Source organism: Symbiopectobacterium sp. RP (assembly GCF_050472005.1).
In the GTDB taxonomy this organism is placed as follows: domain Bacteria; phylum Pseudomonadota; class Gammaproteobacteria; order Enterobacterales; family Enterobacteriaceae; genus Symbiopectobacterium.
This window is the reverse complement of sequence record NZ_JBGOGS010000002.1, coordinates 1,297,548-1,323,072: the sequence shown is the minus strand read 5'-3', so window position 1 is coordinate 1,323,072 and position 25,525 is coordinate 1,297,548. Positions and strand designations below refer to the sequence as shown.

General features: G+C 52.1%; 26 protein-coding genes. 6 read left to right on the top strand and 20 right to left on the bottom strand.

All coding sequences use genetic code 11. The features are described 5' to 3' along the window. Positions 1-15 precede the first annotated feature (15 nt). Positions 16-513 (bottom strand): YaeQ family protein, encoded by a 498-nt coding sequence (locus tag ACD630_RS26180; RefSeq protein ID WP_430361130.1) that lies wholly within the window; start codon positions 511-513, stop codon positions 16-18. A 138-nt stretch (positions 514-651) separates the two neighbouring features. Here ACD630_RS26180 and ACD630_RS26175 point away from each other — a divergent pair, with 138 nt between their 5' ends. Genes ACD630_RS26175 through ACD630_RS26165 form a run of 3 tightly spaced genes read left to right on the top strand, consistent with a single transcriptional unit; the run spans position 652 to position 2,688 of the window. Continuing rightward, a complete protein-coding gene (locus tag ACD630_RS26175) occupies positions 652-1,350 on the top strand; it encodes an IS630 transposase-related protein (protein ID WP_430361129.1) in 699 nt (232 codons plus the stop codon). Beyond that, entirely contained in the window at positions 1,260-2,468 is a 1,209-nt protein-coding gene (locus ACD630_RS26170) for an IS256 family transposase (RefSeq protein WP_430361305.1), read from the top strand. Before ACD630_RS26175 ends, ACD630_RS26170 begins: the two co-directional genes overlap by 91 nt. After that, positions 2,452-2,688 carry a transposase gene (locus tag ACD630_RS26165; RefSeq protein WP_430361128.1) on the top strand — a complete coding sequence of 79 codons (237 nt, stop codon included), beginning with the start codon at positions 2,452-2,454 and terminating at the stop codon, positions 2,686-2,688. Before ACD630_RS26170 ends, ACD630_RS26165 begins: the two co-directional genes overlap by 17 nt. On the opposite strand, the gene ACD630_RS26160 is transcribed toward ACD630_RS26165, so the two are convergent. Further along, complete coding sequence (locus ACD630_RS26160) at positions 2,651-2,800, bottom strand: hypothetical protein (protein ID WP_430361127.1); 150 nt, start codon at positions 2,798-2,800, stop codon at positions 2,651-2,653. The genes ACD630_RS26165 and ACD630_RS26160 overlap by 38 nt on opposite strands. 170 nt (positions 2,801-2,970) lie before the next feature. Here ACD630_RS26160 and ACD630_RS26155 point away from each other — a divergent pair, with 170 nt between their 5' ends. From ACD630_RS26155 to ACD630_RS26145, 3 genes are all read left to right on the top strand, one after another. Next, a complete protein-coding gene (locus ACD630_RS26155) occupies positions 2,971-3,171 on the top strand; it encodes a YaeP family protein (protein ID WP_430361126.1) in 201 nt (66 codons plus the stop codon). Beyond that, positions 3,158-3,418 (top strand): Rho-binding antiterminator, encoded by a 261-nt coding sequence (gene rof / locus ACD630_RS26150; protein ID WP_222158377.1) that lies wholly within the window; start codon positions 3,158-3,160, stop codon positions 3,416-3,418. Before ACD630_RS26155 ends, rof begins: the two co-directional genes overlap by 14 nt. Before the next feature lie 203 nt (positions 3,419-3,621). Further along, positions 3,622-4,629: a hypothetical protein gene (locus ACD630_RS26145; RefSeq protein ID WP_430361125.1), complete on the top strand. Its 1,008-nt coding sequence runs from the start codon at positions 3,622-3,624 to the stop codon at positions 4,627-4,629. 48 nt (positions 4,630-4,677) lie between these two features. Here ACD630_RS26145 and tilS read toward each other — a convergent pair whose 3' ends face one another. From tilS to tsf, 18 genes are all read right to left on the bottom strand, one after another. Continuing rightward, positions 4,678-6,027, bottom strand: a complete 1,350-nt coding sequence (gene tilS / locus ACD630_RS26140; protein WP_430361124.1) for a tRNA lysidine(34) synthetase TilS — start codon at positions 6,025-6,027, stop codon at positions 4,678-4,680. Further along, a complete protein-coding gene (locus tag ACD630_RS26135) occupies positions 5,996-6,385 on the bottom strand; it encodes a VOC family protein (protein ID WP_430361123.1) in 390 nt (129 codons plus the stop codon). The genes tilS and ACD630_RS26135 overlap by 32 nt, the downstream gene beginning before the upstream one ends. A gap of 105 nt (positions 6,386-6,490) precedes the next feature. Then, positions 6,491-7,450: an acetyl-CoA carboxylase carboxyl transferase subunit alpha gene (gene accA / locus ACD630_RS26130; RefSeq protein ID WP_430361122.1), complete on the bottom strand. Its 960-nt coding sequence runs from the start codon at positions 7,448-7,450 to the stop codon at positions 6,491-6,493. A 12-nt stretch (positions 7,451-7,462) separates the two neighbouring features. Beyond that, entirely contained in the window at positions 7,463-10,945 is a 3,483-nt protein-coding gene (dnaE, locus tag ACD630_RS26125) for a DNA polymerase III subunit alpha (RefSeq protein WP_430361121.1), read from the bottom strand. 82 nt (positions 10,946-11,027) lie between these two features. Continuing rightward, complete coding sequence (gene rnhB / locus ACD630_RS26120) at positions 11,028-11,624, bottom strand: ribonuclease HII (protein WP_430361120.1); 597 nt, start codon at positions 11,622-11,624, stop codon at positions 11,028-11,030. After that, complete coding sequence (gene lpxB / locus ACD630_RS26115; RefSeq protein ID WP_430361119.1) at positions 11,625-12,776, bottom strand: lipid-A-disaccharide synthase; 1,152 nt, start codon at positions 12,774-12,776, stop codon at positions 11,625-11,627. It abuts the gene before it with no gap. Positions 12,777-12,779: 3 nt separating this feature from the next. Beyond that, positions 12,780-13,568, bottom strand: a complete 789-nt coding sequence (gene lpxA, locus ACD630_RS26110; RefSeq protein WP_430361118.1) for an acyl-ACP--UDP-N-acetylglucosamine O-acyltransferase — start codon at positions 13,566-13,568, stop codon at positions 12,780-12,782. Positions 13,569-13,572: 4 nt separating this feature from the next. Continuing rightward, positions 13,573-14,028 (bottom strand): 3-hydroxyacyl-ACP dehydratase FabZ, encoded by a 456-nt coding sequence (gene fabZ, locus ACD630_RS26105; RefSeq protein ID WP_430361117.1) that lies wholly within the window; start codon positions 14,026-14,028, stop codon positions 13,573-13,575. 190 nt (positions 14,029-14,218) lie between these two features. After that, positions 14,219-15,241, bottom strand: coding sequence for a UDP-3-O-(3-hydroxymyristoyl)glucosamine N-acyltransferase (gene lpxD / locus ACD630_RS26100; protein WP_430361116.1), 1,023 nt, complete (start codon positions 15,239-15,241; stop codon positions 14,219-14,221). A gap of 3 nt (positions 15,242-15,244) precedes the next feature. Then, positions 15,245-15,742, bottom strand: a complete 498-nt coding sequence (skp, locus tag ACD630_RS26095; protein ID WP_430361115.1) for a molecular chaperone Skp — start codon at positions 15,740-15,742, stop codon at positions 15,245-15,247. 123 nt (positions 15,743-15,865) lie between these two features. Further along, positions 15,866-18,292 (bottom strand): outer membrane protein assembly factor BamA, encoded by a 2,427-nt coding sequence (gene bamA / locus ACD630_RS26090; RefSeq protein ID WP_430361114.1) that lies wholly within the window; start codon positions 18,290-18,292, stop codon positions 15,866-15,868. A 35-nt stretch (positions 18,293-18,327) separates the two neighbouring features. Next, the gene (gene rseP / locus ACD630_RS26085; protein WP_430361113.1) at positions 18,328-19,668 is read right to left on the bottom strand and encodes a sigma E protease regulator RseP; all 1,341 of its coding nucleotides are present in this window, start codon (positions 19,666-19,668) and stop codon (positions 18,328-18,330) included. Between the two features lie 13 nt (positions 19,669-19,681). Then, entirely contained in the window at positions 19,682-20,539 is an 858-nt protein-coding gene (gene cdsA / locus ACD630_RS26080) for a phosphatidate cytidylyltransferase (protein ID WP_430361112.1), read from the bottom strand. A gap of 9 nt (positions 20,540-20,548) precedes the next feature. Then, positions 20,549-21,310: a (2E,6E)-farnesyl-diphosphate-specific ditrans,polycis-undecaprenyl-diphosphate synthase gene (gene ispU / locus ACD630_RS26075; protein WP_430361111.1), complete on the bottom strand. Its 762-nt coding sequence runs from the start codon at positions 21,308-21,310 to the stop codon at positions 20,549-20,551. Between the two features lie 204 nt (positions 21,311-21,514). Beyond that, positions 21,515-22,708 carry a 1-deoxy-D-xylulose-5-phosphate reductoisomerase gene (gene ispC / locus ACD630_RS26070; protein WP_430361110.1) on the bottom strand — a complete coding sequence of 398 codons (1,194 nt, stop codon included), beginning with the start codon at positions 22,706-22,708 and terminating at the stop codon, positions 21,515-21,517. 69 nt (positions 22,709-22,777) lie between these two features. Then, positions 22,778-23,335: a ribosome recycling factor gene (frr, locus tag ACD630_RS26065; RefSeq protein WP_430361304.1), complete on the bottom strand. Its 558-nt coding sequence runs from the start codon at positions 23,333-23,335 to the stop codon at positions 22,778-22,780. 223 nt (positions 23,336-23,558) lie between these two features. After that, complete coding sequence (pyrH, locus tag ACD630_RS26060) at positions 23,559-24,284, bottom strand: UMP kinase (RefSeq protein ID WP_252317279.1); 726 nt, start codon at positions 24,282-24,284, stop codon at positions 23,559-23,561. Between the two features lie 309 nt (positions 24,285-24,593). Next, complete coding sequence (tsf, locus tag ACD630_RS26055) at positions 24,594-25,451, bottom strand: translation elongation factor Ts (RefSeq protein ID WP_430361109.1); 858 nt, start codon at positions 25,449-25,451, stop codon at positions 24,594-24,596. Positions 25,452-25,525 lie beyond the last annotated feature (74 nt).

The following is a 25,525-nucleotide window of genomic DNA, read 5'->3' as shown; positions in this document are numbered from 1 at the left end:
AGATTATTCTCATCATCAGACAACCACACCGAACGATCGATCCTGAAGGGTTGCCTGTAACGTCATCGTGCGCTGTGCCATTGCAGCCAACGCCTGCAATTGGCGATCGTCTAAAAAACGGACGGCAAGATTGCGATACTGCCGCAACTTTTGCTCCATCGATTGCCACCAAACATGGGCCGCTCGCTCACCATAGACATAGAGCACAACGTTCGGAGACTGGTTGCAGGCTTTTTTGAGCCGACGCTCATCTGGCAACCCCAATTCAATCCACAGCTTCAGCGCCAGTGTATCATCACGCAACCAGATTTTCGGTTCATCATCGGCACATAACCCCTTGGTGAAGCGTAAATTTTCATCCGCATGACAGATCCACGCCAGCAGCCGTAGCATCATACGCTGTTCAGTTTCTGAGGGGTGCTGCACCAAGGTCAAATTGGCATCGTAAAAAAAAGAGCGGTCCAAATCCGCAATGTTCACTGCTGCTTTATAAATCGTTGCTTTTAATGCCATTCGATACCTCTTCTCCGTCTGCAACCAGTGTACCTTGTGAACCGGTGAGACGCACAGCATACCGATAACAATTCAGAAAACAGACCGGTCACAGCGCCAAGTATAGCTAAACGACTTAATTTTGATCGCATTATTTAAATGAGCTATTCAATTGATTTTAGACGTAAAGTGATATCTACACGGGAAGAAGAAGGGTTGAGTATCCGAGAAACAGCGAAGCAATTTCGGATTGGCCCTACCTCTGTATCGCGTTGGATTAATCAAATAGCGTCAAAAGCATCGACCACGCGTCAGCGAAAGAGCGATAAATCCGAGTTGATAAAAGATGTTGAACCATATCCAGATGCTTACCAAAAAGAACGTGCAGAGCGTTTTGGCGTTTGTCAGAAGGCCATTTGGCAAGCTCTTAAAAAGCTGGGATTGACCTATAAAAAAACTCTACGTCATCCGAAAGCCGACGAAAGCGCCCGGCAAGCATTTCAACAAAAAATACAACAGTATGAAAAAGAAGGAAAACCTATTGTTTTTATTGATAAAAGTGGTTTTCCACACGATACCCCACGGACTCACGGCTATTCCCCAAAAGGTCAACGGTGTTTTGGACTGAAAAACTGGGGAGCCAAGGGAAGAACAAATGTTATCGGCGCTTTATTAGGCACAACGCTGTTTGCTATGAGCCTGTACACGAGATTGTGTAATTGCCTGGTTTTGATATGTTCAATCCAACATCAAAAACAGGTTACTTTATGGACGAAAAACAGTTACAGGCTCTGGCTAACGAGCTGGCCAAAAATCTCAAAACCCCTGACGCTCTCAACCCGTTTGATCGCCTGCTGAAAAAGATCTGCGTTGAAGCTGCCCTTAATGCTGAAATGACCCATCACCTCGGGCATGAGAAGCACCAGTCCAAATCTGGAACTAACACGCGCAATGGCTACTCCACAAAGACTGTTACCACCGGCGATGGTCCGCTGGAACTGCGTACACCACGTGATCGTGATGGTTCCTTTGAACCGCAACTGGTGAAGAAGAACCAGACCTGGCTCACCGGGATGGATAACCAGATTTTATCGTTGTATGCCAAAGGGATGACCACCCGTGAAATTGCCGCTGCGTTCAAAGAACTGTATGACGCGGATGTCTCACCCGCCCTGGTATTGAAGGTCACCGATGCCGTTATGGAGCAGGTTGTTGAATGGCAAAATCGCCCCCTGGATGCGGTTTATCCCATTGTTTACCTTGACTGTATCGTTCTGAAAGTCTGGCAGGACAGCCGCGTTATCAATAAGTCTGTGTTCCTGGCGCTGGGTATCAATATCGAAGGCCAGAAAGAGCTACTGGGGATGTGGCTGGCCGAAAATGAAGGTGCAAAGTTCTGGCTGAACGTGCTGACAGAACTGAAAAACTGTGGCCTGACAGACATCCTCATTGCCTGTGTGGACGGCCTGAAAGGGTTCCCGGATGCCATCAACACGGTCTACCCGGAAGCCCGCATCCAGTTGTGCATCGTGCACATGGTGCGCAACAGTCTGCGCTTCGTTGCCTGGAAGGACTATAAGGCGGTAACACGCGACCTCAAAGCAGTGTATCAGGCTCCAACCGAAGAGGCTGCGCTTCAGGCGCTGGAGACGTTCGGTGGAACATGGGATCACCGCTATCCGCAGATAAGCCGGAGCTGGCAGTCAAACTGGGCCAACCTGTCGACATTCTTCTCGTACCCGCAGGAACTTCGCAAGGTAATCTACACGACGAACGCTATAGAATCACTGAACAGCGTGCTCCGGCATGCAATCAAGAAACGCAAGGTGTTCCCGACTGATGACTCGGTGAAGAAGGTCGTATGGCTGGCAATCCAGGCGGCATCACAGAAATGGACGATGCCCTTACAGGACTGGCGTATGGCAATGAGTCGCTTTATTATCGAGTTCGGTGACCGTCTTGACGGTCACTTCTGAGGAAAGGCATTTACACAAAATCTTAAACAGGCTCTTTGCTATCGGATTATTTGATATCAATATCAACAGCGATGTTTTCTATTCCTGGGTCACACAAGTCCTTATCCCAGTACTCCCTAAAAACAGTGTAATCGTGATGGACAATGCAACTTTTCACAAAAAACATAATATTCAACAAGTTATCATCGATGCAGGGTATAGCCAAGCGACATTATTTTGATAACAATTAGCTGTATTTTTTGCCACATATCAGGGCATTGGATGTAATCATTTTTAAGTCGCTTGGCTATATATTGTGTAAAAAGGTTAAAATTGTGCGCTAACTGAAGCATTGCTTAACACCGGAATGCTGATATCCTGCTGATGCCTATGCTATAGTCCTTTTGATAACGAATACTTATTTTCGTGGGATTATCTCCCCTTATCATCAGCAAAAAACGAGGCCATCGCGGCGACAACAGGCACAAAAGCCTACGGCGGTGGACTTCCAAGGGAGGATATTGTGCGGCAACATTCTGAATTGGTTCGTCGTTTATACGCGGAGATCGCCAGCGGCAATCTGGGCTACATACCCGATGCATTAGGTTGTGTTTTGCAAACTCTGGATGGGATCGCAGCCAATGGCGACTTGCCGTCCACCGTCAGGGAACAGGCGGCCTTCGCCGCAGCTAACTTATTGGTGAGCGATTATGTCAATGAGTAACGAATATCAACCCATCAATTGTGATGATTACGATAGCCTTGAGGCTACGTGCCAGCAACATCTGACGCTGACGCTCGAGTTGCGCAGCGGTGAAACCCTTACAGGCAAGGCCAAGGATATTGTCTCGCGCAAGCAAGTGGAATATCTTGTGGTGGAAGAAAATGGCGCACTGCGAGAGTTGCGTCTGGATCATATCGTGAGCTTCAGCAATCCAGGTATCGGCAAAGTGGTGGTGAGTGAATCCTGATTGGTCACACAACCAACACGCGATACAACGTTTAGTCAACGGACAACCTAGGTTGTCCGTTTTGCTGCCAAGATAAAATAACCAATTTTTGCTGTAGCTCACATGAAAAAATACGCCCCCCAGTAAATACCCGAGTGACAAAAAACCGCTCTCAGATAAACCTATAGATGAAATAAGTCAGGCAATTTATTCGAGGGGATTCTATGTGTGTCACTGGATTAAGTCAGGCTAACCCATTTCATTCAATGAACAACTACCAGCCATTAAACCAGAGTCAAGATGCTATCGTCATGGGGAAATCTTCGCAGATAAACCCCGATAAAGCCGCGTGGCCACAAAAATTACTGCATGTCAGTAATATCAGTAATACATTCACCAAAAAGAAATGGGAGAAGTTCCCGGCATTACAGGCTGCGCTGATGGAAACGAATTATTCCCGACATTTTGCCAGTGACTCTGCCACCTATGAAAAGATCTTACAGTGCCAGATAAAGTTACGCGAAATTGATTTCGAGGTTGTGGAAGAAATCTTAGCGCTGCACCATGACGAATCGGCTTCAAATCGCATCACCCCTGAATTGAAAGAAAAAATAAAGGAAATTGAAGACATTGCGGATTTGTTCTTCAATACCTTGTCAGACATCAGGAAGAGCGACAGAATCATCCATGGTGATGCATCTCAAAAATGCTTTTTTTCCAAGCGGGTGGTGGTTGGAATAGCCCTTTCAATTGTCGGTATGGCGTTGGCAGCCACCGCATTTTTTCTGCCTATAGCCATTCCGGCACTGGTTATTTCAGCCCCTCTATTATTGAATGCCCTGCGTGGATTGGGATTATTGGTTTCCTGCACCGATGGGTCACTGAATATTCGTGATGCAATAAATAAGTGCTATCAAAAGTCGAAGAAAACAGAATCCATTGAATTCACTGACGCTTTTGCAAAATTATACGATTATCTGAATGAGATTAAATTTATCGGTATAACAAGTTTGGCTGCAAGAAAAGCAGAATCACTGAGCGGGTGCAACGCGTTACTCCCTGATAAACCAGAACAACAAGAAAGTATCCAGCAGGAAATCACGCGACAGCTAGAAGCGATAGTGCAGCCGTTACGATCAGAAATAGAGAAATTAAGGCAGCAGCTTAACATGCAACCCCAAATAGTCACCGCCCCCTCTAAACAGGCTTACCATTTATCGCTTTGCCCTTGAATTGGCTAGTCAGCAGCCTGAGTAGCGCTGATAGGTACTGTATCAGCGCTACGTCATCCGCCATACTATCTGCCATGCGGTATCCTTTGCTGATGATTCTCCTTCCCGCATCACAAAAACGCCAACGGCTGCGATAGGGTATTCGTTGTAATACAGAATAGGAATTTGTTCACGCATCCAGGGAGGAATCGCATATTCCTGCCACAGTTTTTTCGCAGATCGTCCGCCACTGCGCCCAACAATATGCAGTTTCCCTTTCAGGCCAAAACCCACGCTCACTTGCTCATCAGGACGCGGGCGTCGGATACGCATACCTTGTTCGTCCAAGGACAGATAACCTAACCGGTGCGGAAGCATTAGTTTGCCCTGCTCAGGTTGCCAGGGTAACACCAGATCGACGACGTTTACACACTCGGCAACACAGTATAAATGCTGACGAAAGCGTCGAATTTGTACGGTTCCCAATTGTAACAACGGTTCTGCATCCTGGCGGCTCAGAGCCACATCCTGCCACAGATGCAGCAATTGTTCGCGTGAAGGCATCGCCACCTCGTGCACTCTCAGCCAACGCCGCAACAGCGCAAAACGGTGCGGTTCGCTCAGTGGGAGCAAAGCATCAATCGCCAACGCCCCCTTCTCGTCACAGGCCGACTGAAGCAATAGCGCCAGCAATTCATCCAACAGTTGTTCCTGCTCGGCACACAGTCGCGCGCTGCGCGCCACTACTTCTGAAAATGACGGCCAGCGCTGTTTTAGTTGCGGTAATACCTGCAAACGCAGAAAGTTGCGATCGTAACGCGCGTCGCAATTGCTCTCGTCTTCCACCCACGTGAGTCGATAATGACAGGCATAATCTTCAAGTTGCGCTCGCGCTACGCCCAGCAATGGACGTAGCAAGCGATTAGCACCCAACTGTCCCGTAGCCCCCATCGCTGAAAGCCCGGCTGGCCCGCTGCCACGCTTGAGCGCTAACAGGAACGTTTCGCTCTGATCGTCGAGATGCTGTGCGGTAAGCAGCACTTCTTCAGGTAACAGATGTTGGCGTAATGCCTGGTAACGCGCTTCGCGTGCTGCCGCTTCAACACCACGCTCACGCGCATCCACCGTGACAGGCAGCACCGAACAGGGAATATCCCATTGCTGGCAGGTATGCATGCAGTGCTGCGCCCAATGCTCAGCGTGAGTACTTAACCCATGGTGCACATAGGCGGCACGCACAACAATATCCGAGCGCTGCTGCATCAATTGATACAGCATATGCAGTAGCACGCTGGAATCCAGGCCGCCACTATAAGCCACCAGCACACGCTGACAGCCAGAGAGTTGCACCGCTACGTTTTCCAGTAGCGTAGCCACGTTGATTCGCTCACTGCTCATAAAGCTCCAACGGTAATCCATCTGGATCGCGTAAGAAAGTGAAGCTACGCTGGGTAGATTCATCCACCCGCACCGGTTCACAGGCAACACCTGCACGTTGCAGTGCGTCGCACGCCTCGTCAATGTCAGCTACCGCAAAAGCGAGATGGCGCAGGCCACAGGATTCAGCCTGAGTAGGTCGTGGCGGTAGCGAGGGAAACGAGAACAGTTCGATAACGTACCACCCCTTTAACGCCAGATCGCCTTTCCATGAGTCGCGCTCTGCCCGACAGGTTTCCGCCAACAGCTCAAACCCAAGGACATCGCAATAAAATGCCTTACTGCGCCGGTAGTCAGAGGCAATAATAGCAATATGGTGAATCTCCGTTAACGCCAGCATGCGTACTCCTTGTTGTGGCAAGGTGATAATGGAAATAGCCGCATAATAGCAAAAAGTCCGCCTCCTTGCGGAAAGCGGACTTTATTCAGCGCGATAGATCTGGGATCAGCAGTAACCGTAGTTCATCAAACGGTGGTAACGGCGATCAAGCAGCGCGTCTTTATCCAATTCATCCAGCCCACGCAAGTCTGACAGCAGTTGTGCTTTCAGCGACGCCGCCATGGTTTCCACATCACGGTGCGCAGAACCGAGCGGTTCAGGAATGATGGCATCAATCAGATTCAGCTCTTTGAGACGCGGGGCGATGATCCCCATCGCTTCCGCCGCCAGCGGCGCTTTATCGGCGCTTTTCCACAGGATAGAGGCACAGCCTTCTGGTGAAATCACAGAATAGGTGCTGTATTGCAGCATGTTAACCTTGTCACCCACACCAATCGCCAATGCACCACCGGACCCCCCCTCTCCAATCACCGTACAGATAATCGGTACGCTCAGACCGGACATCTCACGCAGGTTGCGCGCAATGGCTTCCGACTGGCCGCGCTCTTCGGCACCAACGCCCGGGTACGCGCCCGGCGTGTCGATAAAGGTGATGATCGGCAGGTTAAAACGCTCCGCCATTTCCATCAGGCGCAGCGCCTTACGGTAGCCTTCAGGCGCAGGCATACCGAAATTGCGGCGAATTTTCTCTTTGGTTTCGCGCCCTTTCTGGTGACCAATGATCATCACCGGACGCCCATCCAAACGCGCGATGCCGCCCACAATCGCTTTGTCATCAGCATAGGCGCGATCGCCCGCCAACTCATCAAAGTCAGTGAAAATATGGCTGACATAGTCCAGCGTGTAGGGACGCTGCGGGTGGCGAGCCAATTGTGCAATCTGCCAAGCACCCAGATCGGCAAAAATCTTGCGCGTCAGTTCAACGCTTTTTTCCCGCAGTCGCTGGATCTCTTCGTCCAGATTAATATCCAATTTTTCATCTTGACGGCTGACTGAGGTCAGCGAGTCAATTTTCGCTTCCAACTCTGCAATCGGCTGCTCAAAATCAAGAAAATTCAGACTCATAGTATTCCTATTTTAGTCAAATTCCAGTTCCACCTGGGTGTTCCCCAGCAGTGTGCGCAGGTCATTAAGCAGCACATCGGTTGGCGTCACACGCCATGCCGCGCCAAAACGTAACCGGGCGCAGGCATCCTCTCGCTGGTAGTAAAGGTGTACCGGGATCGTCCCCGATCGATGAGGTTCCAACGATTGACGGAGACGGTTTAATAGCTGGTCATCAATTTGCCTGTCAGTCAGCGAGATAGCAAGCCCGTGCGCATATTTTTCACGCGCTTCACTGATATCCATGACCTCTCGGGCCATCATTTTAAGGCCCCCGCTAAAGTCATCAAAGCTGACCTGTCCACTGACGATCAGAATTCGTTCTTTTTCAAGCAGATGCTGATACTTTTCCAACACTTCAGTAAACAGCATCACTTCCAAACGGCCGGAACGATCGTCCAGTGTACACACGCCAATGCGATTACCTCGCTTAGTGACCATTACGCGGGCAGCCAGCACCAGACCGACCGCCGTTGTTACTTTGCCCCGATCCGTCGGGTGCATGTCTTTCAAACGCAAGCCGGCAGCATAGCGTTCAATTTCCTTGAGATACTGCGTGATCGGATGGCCCGTCAGATAAAGCCCTAACGTTTCCCGCTCACCGTCCAACACCACCTGCTCCGGCCAGGGAGCTACCGTGCTGTAGGACTGCTCTACCTGCTCCGGCGCTTCCGCCAGAACACCAAACATATCTGCCTGACCGATAGCTTCGGCCTTGGCATGCTGATCGGCGGCCTTCAACGCATCGTTGAGCGAATTCATCAACGCCGCGCGATGCGGTCCCAGCCGATCAAACGCACCGGACATGATCAGCTTTTTCAGCACGCGACGATTCAGTTTCTTGATATCAGTACGAGCACAGAGATCGAACAACTCGCGGAAATACCCGCCCTGATTTCGCGCGTCGATGATAGCTTCTATCGGCCCTTCACCGACGCCCTTGATCGCGCCGATACCATAAACAATTTTCCCATCATTATTGACGTGAAAATGGTACAGCCCGCTGTTGATATCCGGCGGCAGGATTTTTAGCCCCATACGCCGGCACTCATCCACCAGCCCCACCACTTTATCAGTGTTATCCATGTCCGCCGTCATCACAGCGGCCATGAATTCGGCAGGATAATGCGCCTTGAGCCACAGCGTTTGATACGACACCAGTGCGTAGGCGGCTGAGTGCGATTTGTTAAACCCATACCCGGCAAATTTTTCTACCAAGTCAAAGATCTTCATCGACAATTCGCCGTCGACGCCCATCTCCTTCGCGCCGTCCTCAAACACGGAGCGCTGCTTGGCCATTTCTTCGGGTTTTTTCTTACCCATGGCGCGGCGCAGCATGTCTGCACCGCCCAGCGTATAGCCGGAAAGCACCTGGGCTATCTGCATCACCTGTTCCTGATACAGGATGATACCATAGGTCGGCTCCAGCACTGACTTCAGCGATTCATGCTGCCACTGTATATCAGGATAGGATATTTCCTCACGTCCGTGTTTACGGTCGATAAAGTTATCCACCATCCCTGACTGCAAAGGCCCTGGACGGAACAACGCCACCAGAGCGATCATGTCTTCAAAGCGGTCCGGCTTCAGACGTTTGATCAGGTCTTTCATACCGCGCGATTCAAGCTGGAACACCGCCGTGGTTTCCGAACGTTGCAGCATGTCGAAACTTTTTTTATCGTCGAACGGGATTGCCGCGATATCAATCGGCTCCTGCCCCTGCCTAGCACGGCGGGCATTAATCATCTTCAGCGCCCAGTCGATAATAGTCAGCGTGCGCAGCCCTAGGAAGTCAAACTTCACCAACCCGGCATATTCCACGTCGTTCTTGTCAAACTGGGTAACCGGATGATTCCCTTCCGAATCGCAATAGAGCGGTGCGAAATCGGTGATTTTGGTCGGTGATATTACCACCCCACCGGCGTGTTTACCCGCGTTGCGCGTCACCCCTTCCAGTTTGCGCGCCATATCGATAAGCGCTTTGACTTCTTCGTCGGAGTCGTAAATTTCCTGTAGCTGCGGTTCAGTAGCAAAGGCTTTTTCCAGCGTCATGCCCGGATCCGGCGGCACCAGCTTGGAGATGCGGTCGACAAAACCGTAAGGGTGTCCGAGCACGCGACCTACGTCGCGAATAACCGCTTTGGCTGCCATGGTACCAAAGGTAATGATCTGCGATACCGCATCGCGCCCGTACATCTCAGCAACGTGATCAATAACCCGGTCACGCTTTTCCATACAGAAGTCGACGTCGAAGTCAGGCATCGACACACGTTCCGGGTTGAGGAAACGCTCGAACAGCAGGTCAAATTCAAGCGGATCGAGATCGGTGATTTTCAGTGAGTAGGCCACCAGCGAGCCTGCACCCGAACCGCGCCCCGGACCTACCGGGACATCGTTGTCTTTTGACCACTGGATAAACTCCATCACGATCAGGAAGTAGCCAGGGAACCCCATCTGGTTGATAACATTGAGTTCGATTTCCAAACGCTCGTCGTATTCCGGGCGACGCTGCATACGCACCTCTTCGTCAGGAAACAGGAACGCGAGACGCTCTTCCAGCCCTTCACGGGCCTGTTTAACCAGAAAATCTTCGGTGGACATATCACCGGTCGGAAATTGGGGCAGGAAATACTCCCCCAGACGGATGGTGACATTACAACGTTTGGCTATCTCGACGCTGTTCACCAGTGCTTCCGGGGTGTCGGCAAACAGCTCACACATCTCGTCTTCGCTGCGCATATATTGCTGCGCGCTGTAGTTACGCGGGCGCTTTGCGTCATCAAGCGTATAGCCATCGTGGATAGCAACGCGAATCTCATGGGCATCGAACTCATCGGCGTTGATGAATCGAACATCGTTGGTCGCTACCACCGGTAGATGGTGCTTCATGGCTAATTCAATTGCCGCGTGAAGATAGCTCTCTTCATCCGGGCGACCGGTGCGAATCAGTTCCAGATAATAACGGCCTGGAAAGTGCTTTTGATAAAAGGCTAGGCTTTGCTCGACCAACGCCTGATTGCCACGCAGGATAAATTTGCCGACGTCACCCTGCCGGGCACCTGAAATCAGCAGTAAGCCTTTACCGTACTCGATCAACCAGTCGCGTTCGATGGTGGGGCCTTCGGCACCGTAGCCGCGCTGATAAGCATGGGAAATCAGCAGCGTGAGGTTTTGATAGCCCTCGTTGTCCATGGCGAGCAGGGTGAGCTGTGCAAGTTCATCGCCCAGCACATCGCTGCTTACCAGAACATCCGCGCCGACAATGGGTTTAACGCCCGCACCGTGTGCGCCGCCGTAAAATTTCACTAACCCGCACAGGTTGGTGAAATCCGTGATCGCCAGTGCTGGCATGCCCAGCGCGGCCGCCTTTTTTACCAGCGGCCCAACTTTTGCCAACCCATCGATCATGGAATAGTCACTGTGCACACGCAGATGGACAAAACGTGGTTCGGCCATATCCAGATCCTAGACGTTGTCGAAAACAGCCCCGCGTGACGAGCAGGGCACCGATATTACCTGATTGCGCACGGTTGACGGGCTATGCCAACCCCAATACGCGTTTTACGGGGGCGAAACTGCGCCGGTGGTACTCAGTAGCACCTAACAGAGCGAGTTTTTCAAGGTGATAAGCCGTCGGGTAACCCTTGTGCTGCGCAAAGCCATATTCAGGGAAACGGGCATCCAACTCGACCATTTCCCGGTCTCGCGTCACTTTAGAGAGAATCGATGCGGCACTGATCTCGGAAACCCGGCTGTCGCCCTTCACCACCGCCAATGCAGGCATGGGCAACAGCGGGCAGCGATTGCCATCTATCAGCACATAATCGGGTGCCAGGTGCAGCCCTGCAACGGCACGCTGCATTGCCAGCATCGTGGCATGCAGGATATTCAATTGGTCAATCTCTTCGGGCTCTGCGCGCCCCAAACTCCATGACAGCGCTTTGTCTTTGATCTCATCATAAAGCGCCAGGCGGCGTTTTTCACTGAGCTGTTTTGAATCAGCCAATCCAACGATTGGACGCTGCGGCTCGAGAATCACCGCGGCGGTGACCACCGCCCCCACCAACGGGCCGCGCCCCACTTCATCTACACCAGCTATGCGCGTCGCATCTGGATAGACAAAAACATCATACATTCATTCACCTCGGGCCAATTCCATTACAGCCTGTGCCGCCTGCGTATCCGCATCACAACGAATCTGTTGGTGCAGCGCCAAAAAGGTCTCGTGCAACTGTTTCACGTCTTCCCCGCCTTCCAGCCAAGGAAGCAACGCCGCCGCCAGCTTGTCTGGCGTGCACTCTTCTTGCAGCAACTCTTTTACCAATTCGCGCCCTGCTAGCAAATTCGGTAACGACACCCAAGGGGTTTTTACCAACCGCTTTGCCAGCCAGAACGTAAAGGGCTTCATGCGATAGCCCACGACCATCGGGCATTTTGCCAGCATGCACTCCAACGCTGCGGTGCCGGACGCCAGCAGCGCCGCATCGCTGGCGATCATCGCTTCACGCGCCTCACCATCCAACATATGCACATCCAGCTCGGGGGCCATTTCTTGCTTAATGCGTTCAAATTGCTCACGCCGCGTGGAATTAACCAACGGCACCAACACGGCTAAATCAGGATAGCGTTGGCGTAATAGCTGTGCGCTGCGTAAAAAATCGGCGCTCAGCATCTCCACCTCAGCCCCGCGACTACCCGGCAGCAGCGCCAGGCAATGGCGCTCAGGCGCGATGCCTAAATGTGCGCGCGCCGCCAGTTTGTCCGGCTGTAACGGCATGGCATCGGCCATGGTGTGGCCGATAAAGCGGCAAGGTACGTTGAATTTGTCGTAAAACGCTTTTTCAAAGGGAAGAAACGCCAACACCAGATCGGTGGCACGCCCAATTTTGAAAACGCGTTTCTGGCGCCAAGCCCACACGGAGGGGCTGATGTAATGAATGGTGCGGATACCGCGCGCTTTTAGGCGACCTTCGAGCGTGATATTAAAATCGGGCGCATCAATGCCAACAAAAACTTTGGGCGCAAGCTCGGTGAAACGCTGCGTAAGATCACGGCGGATCGACAGCAGGCTCGGCAAACGCCCTAACACCTCGACGATCCCCATCACTGCGAGCTCTTCCATCTCATACCAGGTTTCACACCCTGCTTCCTGCATGCGAGGCCCGGCTACGCCGACAAAGCGAGCGTCAGGCATCTGGCTTTTCAGCGCTCGGATCAGGCCTGCACCAAGAATGTCGCCGGAGGTTTCTCCGGCGACGATACCAATAACAAGGGGACGCGTTGACATGAATTACCGGATAATGCCGCGGGTAGAACGGGCAAAGAAATCGATAACTGCTTGAACCGCAGGATGATCTTTCGCCAGCGCTTCGATTTCTGGTTTCACCTCTTCCAACGTTCTCCCACTGCGATACAACAGCTTGTAGGCGTTACGAATCGCCTGCTGGGTCTCTTTTTCGAACCCGCGGCGTTTCAGCCCCTCAATGTTGAGGCCAAACGGCGTCGCATGGTTACCTTGAGCAATGACGTACGGCGGCACATCTTGCGCCACGCCGGAACAGCCTCCGACCATAACGTGTGCACCGATGACACAGAACTGGTGCACCGCTGTCATGCCGCCGATGATAGCAAAATCATCGACTTCTACGTGTCCACCCAGCGTGGCATTGTTCGCCAGAATGCAGCGGTTACCAATGACACAGTCATGGGCGATATGCGTGTTGATCATCAGCAGATTATCGCTGCCGACTTTAGTCAATCCACCACCTTGTTCCGTACCACGATGAATCGTGACACTTTCACGAATACGGTTACGATCGCCGATCTCTACGCGAGTCGGTTCACCCGCGTATTTCAGATCCTGATTTACCTCACCAATGGAGGAAAATTGGTAGATCTCATTATCACGGCCGATTTCAGTGATCCCATTTACCACAACATGGGATTTTAATACCGTGCCTTCGCCGATCTCAACGTGAGAACCGACATAGCAGAACGGGCCAATGTGTACACGTGCGCCAATAATAGCACCGTCTTCAACAATAGCGCTGGGATGAATAAAGGCGGTTTGATCAATCACGTTATTAGGCCTCCCGACGACGAGCACACATCATGGACGCTTCACAAGCCACTTCGCCATCCACTTTGGAGACGCCTTTGAAACGTGCAACACCACGGCGCTCTTTAATGAATTCAACTTCAAGAATCATCTGATCCCCTGGCTGCACCGGACGTTTGAAACGCGCCTCGTCCACAGCCGCGAAGTAGTAAAGTTCACCCGGTTCCAGCTTACCCACGCTTTTAAATGCCAGAATGCCCGTAGCCTGGGCCATGGCTTCCAGAATCAGCACGCCGGGGAAAATGGGCTTACCGGGGAAGTGTCCCTGAAAGAAGGGTTCGTTGAAAGAGACGTTTTTCACCGCACGCAGGAATTTCCCTTCTTCGAAATCCAATACACGGTCCACCAGCAAAAAGGGAAAGCGGTGCGGTAGTAGTTCTAAAATCTCTTCAATATGCAGAGTATGAGTGTTAGTAGTCAAAATACTCTTCCTGTCCGTAAAACTGATGCCATCAACAACACGGCCTGCGAGATCCCAAAAGTAGGATCATCTGGCAGGCCGCAAATAAGGATTTTTACGCCAGCCTAAGCAGGCAATCCACAACAACCAACGCGTATAAACCCATCTCCATCAAGCTGCCGCCGCTGTTTTGGCGAGGCTGGCACAGAGATCAACCTTGGTTGACTTTACGCTCAACGGCTTTCAGCCGTTTGCTCATATCATCAATACTCATCACCAGCGCTGCGGTTTTACGCCACGTTTTGTTTGGCTGTAACGGAATTCCCGATGAGTATACGCCGGGTTCGGTGATAGGTCTCATGACCATCCCCATGCCGGTAACCGTAACCTTATCGCAAATTTCCATATGGCCATTGATCACACTGGCACCGCCAATCATGCAGTAACGGCCAATTTTCAGGCTGCCAGCCATGATAACGCCACCAGCGACTGCTGTATTGTCGCCAATCACGACGTTGTGTGCAATCTGGCATTGGTTATCAATGATAACGCCGTCACCAATAATGGTGTCGTCCAGCGCACCGCGGTCAATGGTGGTGTTAGCACCAATCTCAACGCGATCGCCGATGCGTACCGTTCCTAACTGCGGGATCTTGACCCAATTGCCACGCTCGTTGGCATAGCCAAAACCATCGGAACCAATCACAGCACCAGATTGAATCAGGCATTGTGCCCCCAATTCAACCCGATGATAGACCGTCACATTGGCCCACAGACGAGAGCCCGCGCCAATCCTGGCGTGTTTCCCGACAAAACAACCGGCACCAATCACCACACCATCGCCTAACTCTGCGCCTGACTCGATAATCGCATTCGCACCGATGGCGGCATTGCGCCCCAGCACAGCATCATCGGCAATCACCGCACTGGGTGCGATATCCTGCGCAGGTTGCGGCGTGGTATCCATCAATTGCGCCATACGCGCATAAGTCAGATACGGGTTTTTCACCACCAACGCCGCTGCCTTGCAGTAAGGCAGGTCAACTTCTGTCACTACCACGGAGGATGCCTGTGTCGTGGTCAGTTGCTCACGATAGCGGCTGTCTGAAAGAAAGGTGATTTGTCCAGAGCGTGCCGAATGCATAGAAGCAACACCGGTGATGACGATATCGCCATCACCGTGTAATTGCGCATCCAACTGTGCTGCCAAGGCATCCAGTCGAATTGAAACCATGAGTTATTTAACCTGTTTCAGCACATCAGTCGTGATGTCTTTCGCGTTACTGACATAGGCAACCGCGTTGGCATCAATCACGATATCGTAGCCATCTTTGCTGGCAACGCTTTTGATGGCATCCTGAATACGGCTCAGGATCTTGTTACGTTCTTCCATCTGGCGACGGCGATTATCTTGTTCAAACGCCTGTGCCTTGTTGGAGAACTGCTCACGCTGCGCCATCAGATCGTTTTCAGATTTGCTGCGGTCGCTGGCTTTCATGGTAGAACCATCACGCTGCAATTTTTGCATTTTGGTTTGCAGATCGCTTTCCATTTTCTGCAATTCAGATGCACGACCTTTAAACTCGTTTTCCAACTGTTTGGCAACGGTTTCACGCTGCGGCAACTGCTGGAAAATGCTGGCAACGTTGACAACGGCAATTTTGTTGGCCGCTTGAACGCTGGCAGACGCTGCCAGAGCTAAACCGAGACCTGCGGCACACAACCACTTTTTCACGTTATTACTCCTCAACCTGATCTTTTTTATCACACATTAACGTGCACAAAGCTCTGGGTCAGCGCGCGTGGCGCGTTACCAGAGCCCTATACTTCATGTAGAAACGACGAGCTTGTCGTTACATTACCATGTCTTACCAATGTTAAACTGGAACTGTTCCGACTTGTCTCCGTCAATTTTCTTGACCGGCTGGGCATAGGAGAACACCAATGGCCCAAGCGGTGACATCCACTGCACGGCAAGGCCGGTGGACACACGAATATTGCCAAGTTCGCTGTAGTCTGGCACACCAGCATCCAAGGTGTTCTTCGTATTTTTCCAGTTGGTATCCCATACCGTACCGGCATCTACAAACAACGAGGTGCGCAGCGAACTGGCATATTTATCGCTGACAAATGGCGTCGGCAGAATCAATTCCGCACTGGCCACCGCCATGGCGTTACCGCCCACAGCATCATCCGAATTGTCGACACGGCAAACCGAGTAACTGTTTGGTAACGGCTTTTCACACCTATAGTAAGCCGCTTTAGGACCAATGGTATTCGACTGGAAGCCACGTACCGTACTGGAACCACCGGCATAGAAGTTGTCGTAGAACGGCACATCTTTGCTGCCAATAGCGTCCGTGTAGCCCGCGCGCGCACGGCCCATCAACACCCAGTGGTGGTTTTCACTCAACGGATAGTAAGTCGCTGAATCAAAGGTCAGCTTGTAGTATTCGTTGTAGGAACCCGGCACAGTGACCTTGGCGTTGAAGCTGGCACGGCTCCCTTCCGTCGGGAAGAAGCCACGGTCCAGACTATTGTAGACCCATCCGGCGTTGAGGAAGAAATCGTTGGCGTTAAAATCGGCGCTGGAGTGATTGCCCGATTCTACAACCGGCGGATTAACACCTACCGAATTAAGATAACGCCACATCGCCACCTGTGGTGACATATCTGACACATCGTTATGTACATAGTCCAGACCCAGACGCAATGAGTTGTTCTCGTTGATCGGGAAACCTAACGTTGTGCCTATGCCATAGCTACGGTTGGTATAGTCAGAAAGTTCAGCATCGTGGGCTTTAAAGTCGTTATAGAAAATACGACCGCCGAGGCTGACACCGTCTACCGTAAAGTAGGGGTTGGTCATCGACAGCTCGACATAGGTCTGGTAGCTGTTTTTAGTCCCACTAATGCCCACTGAATTACCAGTGCCCAGCCAGTTGTCTTGCTGAACCCCAGCCTGGAAGCTGACACCACTCTCTGTACCGAAGCCGACGCCGAAGTTCAACGTACCGGTGTTACGCTCTTTCACTTTGTAGGTGACGTCTACCTGATCGGCGGTGCCCGGCACGCGCTGAGTTTCTACGTCAACGCTTTCAAAGTAGCCAAGGCGGTTGAGGCGCTCTTTACCCTGCTCCAGCAGATCGTTACCCAACCACGCCCCTTCCATCTGGCGCATTTCGCGACGCAGAACGGAATCTTTGGAGGTATCATTGCCCTCGAAGCGTATACGGCGCACCGAGAAGCGGTTACCGGCATCAACGTTGATGTTGAGCTTGACGGTTTTGTCCCCGTCGCTGATTTCAGGTTGTGTCACCACGCGCGGATAAGCATAGCCGTAACGGCCCAGCAGCTTTTTGATATCCTCTTCTATGCGTGTCACTTTGGCGCCGTTATACAACTCGCCGGGATTCACTTTCGTCAGCCCTTCAATCTCAGCAGAGTGACCCGCCAGATTACCGCGCACCGTCACCCCAGACAGCTTGTACTGATCGCCTTCCGTGATGTTGATGGTGATATAGATGCCCTTTTTGTCGGGCGTCAGGCTCACCTGAGTGGAGTCAATCGTGAAACGCGCGTAGCCGCGATCGAGATAGAAGCTGCGCAGCGTTTCCTGGTCGCCGGAGAGTTTCTGTTTCTGATATTTACGATCGCCAATGACGTTCCACCACGGCACGTCATCGCGCAGCTGGAATTGGGCAATCAATTCATCAGAGGTGAAGGCTTTGCAGCCAACGATGTTGATCTGCTGGATTTGCGCGGAAACTCCTTCGGTAAACACCAGCTTGAGGTCAACGCGGTTGCGCGGCAACGGCGTCACTACCGCTTTCAGGGAGGCACTGTATTTACCGACGCTGTAGTAGAAATTCTCCAGTCCCTTCTCGATAGAAGAGAGGGTCGTGCGGTCTAACGCTTCGCCGACGCGCACACTGGACGCTTCCATGTTTTCTTTCAGCATCTCATCCTTGACCGCTTTATTGCCGGAGAAGGTGATGCTGGCGATGGTGGGCCGTTCTTTGACCTGCACAGTCAAGGTTTCACCGTCACGCAGTACCCGTACATCCTCGAAGTTTCCGGTCGCGAACAGAGCACGGATGGCATTCCCGATATCGTCATCACTGACGGTATCACCCACACGGACAGGCATGCTGAGCAGTGCCGCACCGACAGCAACACGCTGCAAGCCCTCGAAATGAATATCCTTCACTACGAATCCGTCTGCACCGTATACGGTGGCGCTGCTGAACAGCAGCGACGCTATGAGCAACTTTTTCATCGCCATCGTTGTTATGCGTTTTTCCTAACCTACTCCCCCGCCTAAAGGCGAGAGAAATCATTAAAAAGTGCGAGCCCCATTAACAGCATCAACACCACCGTGCCGATACGATAACAAAAGTCCTGCACACGCTCAGAAACCGGCCTGCCTTTCAGTTTTTCAACTAGCAGAAAGAGCAGGTGTCCACCATCCAAAACCGGTAGCGGGAACAAATTGATAATGCCCAGATTTACACTGATCAATGCCAAAAACATCAGGTAGTAAATCAGCCCATAGTCGGCCGACATCCCGGCCCCCTGAGCGATAGAGATTGGTCCGCTCAGGTTGTTGAGCTTAATCAGTTTTCCCAGCATACTGACGGTTAACCGCATCAGCTGCCAGGTTTTATCAGCAGCTTGATAAATCGCACTGAACGGCCCGTATTGCCGCACCGTCCGGTACTCCTCGGGCAGTGGGATGACTTTTGGCACCACCCCGGCAAACCCTTCTACCCTGCCACCGGTCGTTTTGCTGCCCGGCGTCAAGATTAGAGAGCGGCTCTCACCGTTTCGTTCAATGTCCAGCGCAATATCTGCATCCGGCTTGTCACGCACCGTACTGGCAAACAGCGACCAGCGCGTCAGCGGTTGCCCATCGACTTTAACGATCCTGTCTCCGACTTGCAAACCGGCTTTTTGCGCTGCCGACCCATCCTGTACCTGCGTCAGCAGCGCATCGATTTGCGGCATACGCGGCACCATGCCCAATGAGGACGCAGGATCCTGCCTTTCAGGATTGAACTGCCAGTCACGCAAATCCAGCGTTTTACGCACCACGGACGAAGAACCGAGCGGAGCGACATCAATCGTTACCTCGCTATCGCCTATCTTGCCAATCAGCGTTAAACGCGCTGTGTCCCAGTCAGGCGTTTCGATAGCATCTACCGCTTTTAGTTCCATCCCTGGCGACATTTGCGCCATAGCAGCAATCGAGTTGGGCACTATTTCACCAACCACGGGCCGTACACCCGGCACGCCGATAATAAACACCAGCCAGTAGGCGGCAATCGCAAACAGGAAATTGGCAATCGGACCCGCACTCACGATGGCAGCACGTTGCCACACGGTTTTACGGTTAAAAGAGAGATGATGCTGTTCCGGCGAGACGGTATCCACACGCTCATCGAGCATTTTGACATAGCCACCCAGTGGGATTAAGGCAATGACAAACTCAGTCCCCCGCCGATCGCGCCAACGCCATAGCGCCTTGCCAAATCCGACAGAAAAACGCTCAACCTTAACTCCACAGCGACGAGCAACCCAGAAGTGGCCAAATTCATGCACCGTAATCAATACGCCCAGTGCAACAACAAATGCAGCCAAACTCCAAAGGACATTCATCATCTGTCAGGTCATCCTAAACCATTTTAAACACTAAAAACATCAGGCAAGCAAATACTGGGATCGCCGCCGTCAGGCTATCGATGCGGTCAAGCACGCCGCCATGACCGGGAATCAGGTGGCTGCTGTCTTTAATACCTGCTTCCCGTTTAAACATGCTTTCGGTCAAATCGCCCAGTATGGATGCCAGCGCCGCGATCACCGAACAGATGAGCAGCGTAAACGGCGCAACGCCCAGCGGCGCATAAAAACTAAACAGCAGGGAGATAACCGCGGACGTGGCTAACCCACCGACAAACCCCTCCCAAGTTTTACCCGGAGATACTTTGGGGGCCAGTTTATGCTTGCCAAACAGTTTACCAAACATGTACGCGCTGCTGTCTGCACCCCAGACCAGCAACATCACGTAGAGCAACCACCAGGCACCGAAGAAGGGATCGCTATCATAATGGTGCTGGCGCAACGCCACCATACCCCAGAAGAAGGGCACGATGGTCAACACGCCAAACAGCAGGCACAACGCTTTTGAACCGCGCCAAAATCCGGCAGAACTGGGGTACGACAGCACCAACAGCAGTGCGCCACACCACCACACCAGTGATACCCATAGCGAAGCGCGAATAGGCCGCAGATGAACCGAATAGTGATAGCTGGGCAATGATAGTGTCATCAACGCCAGCAGTGCGCCACACATAAAGGCAAGAGACAAACGCTGGGCAGAAGAGCCTAATCCGGCGAATTGCCCCCACTCCCAAGCGGCCAGCATGCAAACGCCGAGCGTTACTAGTGCAAATCCCTTCGGTGGCAGCAGAAACAATGCTGCAATGACCAATGGGATTAAAATCAAGGCAGTTATCAATCGATACTTCAGCACACCTTCCCCCTATGATGCGTCAGCATCGGAAGGTGCAGTTCCACCGAAACGCCGTTCGCGTTGCGCAAATGCATTCATCGCACCTTCAAAATCGTGTTCATCGAAATCAGGCCAAAGGACATCGGTAAAGTAAAGCTCAGCATAAGCAATCTGCCACAGCAAAAAATTACTGATGCGGTGTTCTCCCCCCGTCCTGATGACCAAATCGACCGGCGTTTGATCGCTCAAACACAGGGCGTGGAATAAGGTATCTTCGTCTATCGTGTCCGGGCGGAGCGTGCCTTCCTGCACCTGCTCAGCCAATTGTCTGACGCCCTGAATAATATCCCAACGTCCTCCATAATTCGCGGCAATATTCAGTATTAACCCTAGATTATTTTTTGTCAGTACTTCAGAGCGGCGAATGCGCTCTTGTAGACGCGGGCTGAAACGGCTGATATCACCGATAATACGCAACTGAACGCCGTGTTTATGCAGGCTTTTGACCTCACTGTCCAACGCCCGAACAAACAGTTCCATCAGCGCTTTCACTTCTTGCGCCGGACGGTTCCAGTTTTCGCTACTGAAGGCATATAAGGTCAAGGCATCGAGCCGATGGCTTACCGCAAAGCTCACCGCCCGCCGCACCGCCTTCACACCAGCCTGATGGCCAAAAACGCGAAGCTTGCCACGGTTTTTCGCCCAACGGCCATTACCATCCATGATGATTGCGACATGCCTTGGCCCGCTTTCGGGTGGCGTAATGGGTGTTTGTTGATTATCAGACGGCATAACGCGAACTTAATTTCCTCAAGTAAGAAAACAATCCATCCCGAACATCAGACCCGTTAGCACAAAAAAGCCGTGAACGAGCACGGCTGTACGTCCTTCGCCAGCGTTTTCGCACTGACATCGACGCGAATGGCGCAGACTATATCACCTTGATCCCGCATGAACAAATTGTGCCGCGACGATCGCGTCCGCAAGCGCACGTTCTCAGTGGAAACCGCGTAACGCCTCCCGGCCTTTCTCGCGAGCCCAACAGTCAATAGCCAAGACATCCTCAACGGACTCTGGCTCAGTGCAAGAAAGCTGCTCCATCACGCGCTGATTCAACAACGCAATATCGGTAAAGCGAATCTCACCGTGCAAAAAGGCGTCGACGGCAACTTCGTTAGCCCCATTCAGTGCAGTCGTTGCCGCCTGGCCCTGATTGCACGCAGCAATCGCTAACTGCAAGCAGGGATAACGCGTCATGTCCGGTTCGCTGAACGTGAGTGGTCCAAGACGCATAAAATCCAGCGGTGCCACGTTCGATACCATGCGCTGCGGATAGGCCATTGCGTGCGCGATCGGCGTACGCATATCCGGTGTGCCAAGTTGTGCCAAAACGCTGCCATCACGATAGCTCACCATGGAGTGAATAACGGACTGCGGATGGATAATCACTTCCATCTGCGCCGCTGACGCATTAAACAACCAACGCGCCTCAATGTACTCCAGCCCCTTGTTCATCATGGTGGCGGAGTCCACAGAAATCTTGCGGCCCATGGACCAGTTGGGGTGAGCACATGCCTGATCGGGCGTCATCGCCGCCAATGCGGCCAGCGGTGTTTCTCGAAATGGGCCACCCGAACCGGTCAGAACAATACGTTCCACCCCATATTCCGTTAATGAAGCGTAACCCAATTGGCGTTGAATGTGCTCAGGTAAACTCTGAAAAATGGCGTTGTGTTCACTGTCTATCGGTAGCAGTTGCGCACCGTATCGTGCAACAGCGTTCATAAACAATCGGCCACAGGTGACCAAAGATTCTTTATTCGCCAATAGCACTTGTTTGCCCGCTTTGATGGCTGCGAGCGTTGGCAATAATCCTGCGGCCCCCACGATTGCCGCCATCACTTGATCGACGCCATCGAGTGCAGCCAACTCACACGCTGCGTGCTCACCCGCCAGCACTTCGGTACGGCAGCCTGCGTCCATCAGTCGTTCACGTAACAATGTCGCAGCCTGGGGATCGGACATGGAGGCATAGGCAGGTTGGAATTGCAGGCATTGCGCCAGCATCACATCAACGTTTCGCCCAGCGGCTAGGGCAGTAATGGCGAATTTATCCGGATTGGCTTTCACTACAGCCAGCGTACTAACGCCAATCGAACCGGTTGAACCGAGGATCGTCAGTTGCTTCATGAAATTGCTCTAAAAAAATAAAGCGCCGCCAGTGGGTGTACTGGCTGGCGCTTTTATTTTGGAAGCCGATTAAAACTCCATCAGCTCATTTTCTTTTTCTGCCAGCGTGACATCAACTTTCTTGATATAGGCGTCAGTCAGTTTTTGCACCTCATCCTGCGCGCGGCGTTCTTCATCTTCACTGATCGCTTTATCTTTCAACAACGCTTTCAGCTTGTCGTTCGCATCACGGCGCACGTTACGCACGGAAACACGCCCTTGTTCCGCTTCACCGCGCACTATTTTGGTCAAATCTTTGCGGCGCTCTTCCGTCAACGGAGGCAATGGGACACGGATCACCGCGCCCGCAGAGGACGGGTTTAACCCCAGATCGGAGGCCATGATCGCTTTTTCAACGGCAGGGCCCCAGGTGCGGTCAAACACCGTGATCGCCAGCGTGCGCGTGTCTTCAACCACAATGTTTGCCAGCTGGCGCAGCGGCGTGGCGGAACCATAATATTCTACCTGGATGCCATCCAGCAGGCTCGGTGAAGCGCGGCCAGTACGAACTCTGCTAATTTGGTGCTTAAACGCTTCTACACACTTTTCCATGCGTGTATCAGCATCTTTTCTGATGTCATTAATCACGTTGCGGACCCTTGAATACTGGTTGCCGGACAGGTTATTTCCCTGTGCTTTATCATGAAACCAACGCGCATGATACAAGCAGACAGGGATGCATACAGCAAACCCGGTAAATCATTGATGCTTGCGCCGGGATGCCGACGCAGCGCGTTATCTATTGGTATTACGAAAATAAAGCAGTACCACCAAGATCAGGATAGTACCTTATTTTTCAGTACACCCGTTATTACTTCGTGATCAAAGTGCCTTCTTTTTCACCCATGACTACGCGGCGCAATGCTCCGGGTTTGTTCATGTTGAAAACGCGGATCGGTAAATTATGATCGCGAGCCAGCGTAAAGGCCGCCAAATCCATCACTTTCAGTTCCCGTTCGAGAACATCCTGATAGGTTAGCGTTTCATGAAGCGTCGCAGTGGGATCTTTAACCGGATCCGCAGAAAAAACGCCATCCACTTTGGTGGCTTTCAGCACCACGTCAGCTTCAATCTCGATACCGCGCAGACAAGCGGCAGAATCGGTAGTGAAGAAGGGATTGCCGGTACCAGCGGAGAAAATCACCACGCGATTGTTACGCAGCAGGCTGATAGCCTCAGCCCAGCTGTAATTGTCGCACACGCCGTTGAGCGGAATGGCTGACATCAAGCGCGCGTTGACATAAGCACGGTGCAGCGCATCGCGCATTGCTAGGCCGTTCATTACGGTGGCCAACATCCCCATGTGATCGCCCACCACGCGATTCATACCAGCCTGTGCCAGGCCGGCACCGCGGAACAGGTTGCCACCACCGATAACGACGCCGACCTGAATGCCCAGCTCAACCAGTTCTTTGATTTCCTGAGCCATGCGATCCAGAATGCTCGCATCGATACCAAAACCTTCGTCCCCTTGTAATGCTTCGCCACTGAGCTTAAGCAGGATGCGTTGATATACGGGTTTTGCGTTGGTTGCCATGGTGTTGTTGTCCTAACGGGCTATAATCATAATGGGAATGTGATTACTGTCACGCTTTATTCCCTCCTACCGCGAGCGTCATTGAACCGACGCATAAATGCGCAGTGGCAGTAAAACGTGTTGAAAATTTTGGCTGGATATACCCGGCTTCATGCGAATGGCCCGTGGGTATGCCCCGAGGGTATGACCCATAAGTGTTGTGAGTCGGTTTACTCAGAAATGCGCCAAGTGAACCTCGCCAACGCCGCTGTACGTGAAGTATGACGGGTATAAAAAGGAACCGCCAGCTGGCGACTCCTTTTTTGCATCTTAAGACTGCTTGCTCATCGCGGCGACTTCAGCAGCGAAGTCAACTTCCTCTTTCTCAATGCCTTCACCCACTTCGAAACGGATGAAGCTGATGATGTCAGCTTTGTGCTCTTTCAGCAGATCGCCAACGGTTTTGTTGGGATCCATCACGAAGTGTTGACCGGTCAGAGAGATTTCGCCGGTGAATTTACGCATACGGCCTTCGACCATTTTTTCTGCGATTTCACGCGGTTTGCCAGATTGCATGGCAATGTCCAACTGGATCTGGTGCTCACGCGCAACCACATCAGCCGGAACGTCTTCTGCTTTCACGTACTCAGGTTTGCTGGCAGCAATGTGCATAGCAACGTGCTTAACCAGTTCTTCGTCAGCGCCGGTAGCGGCAACCAGTACGCCAATGCGTGCGCCGTGCAGGTAAGCACCCAGCACGTCACCTTCCTGAATAGCGATACGACGAATATTGATGTTTTCACCAATTTTCGCGACTAGGGTAGTACGCTGCTCTTCGAATTTCGCTTTCAGAACGTCAACGTCGGTGATGCGTTCGTCCAGTGCAGCCGTTGCAACTTCTTCGCCAAAAGCTTTGAAGCCAGCATCTTTAGCAACGAAGTCAGTTTCGCAGTTCAGCTCAACGATAACGCCATATTTGCCGTCAGCCGCAATCTTGGTCAAAATCACACCTTCAGCAGCAACACGGCCTGCTTTTTTCGCAGCTTTAGCCTGGCCAGACTTACGCATGTTATCGATAGCAAGTTCGATATCACCGTTAGCTTCGACCAGCGCTTTCTTGCATTCCATCATGCCAGCGCCAGTACGCTCGCGCAGTTCTTTTACTAGGGCAGCGGTAATTTCAGCCATTATCTTTTCCTCGGTTATCTCGTTGGAGATAAATAAAAGGGGGCCTAAGGCCCCCTAACCAACATATTCAATAC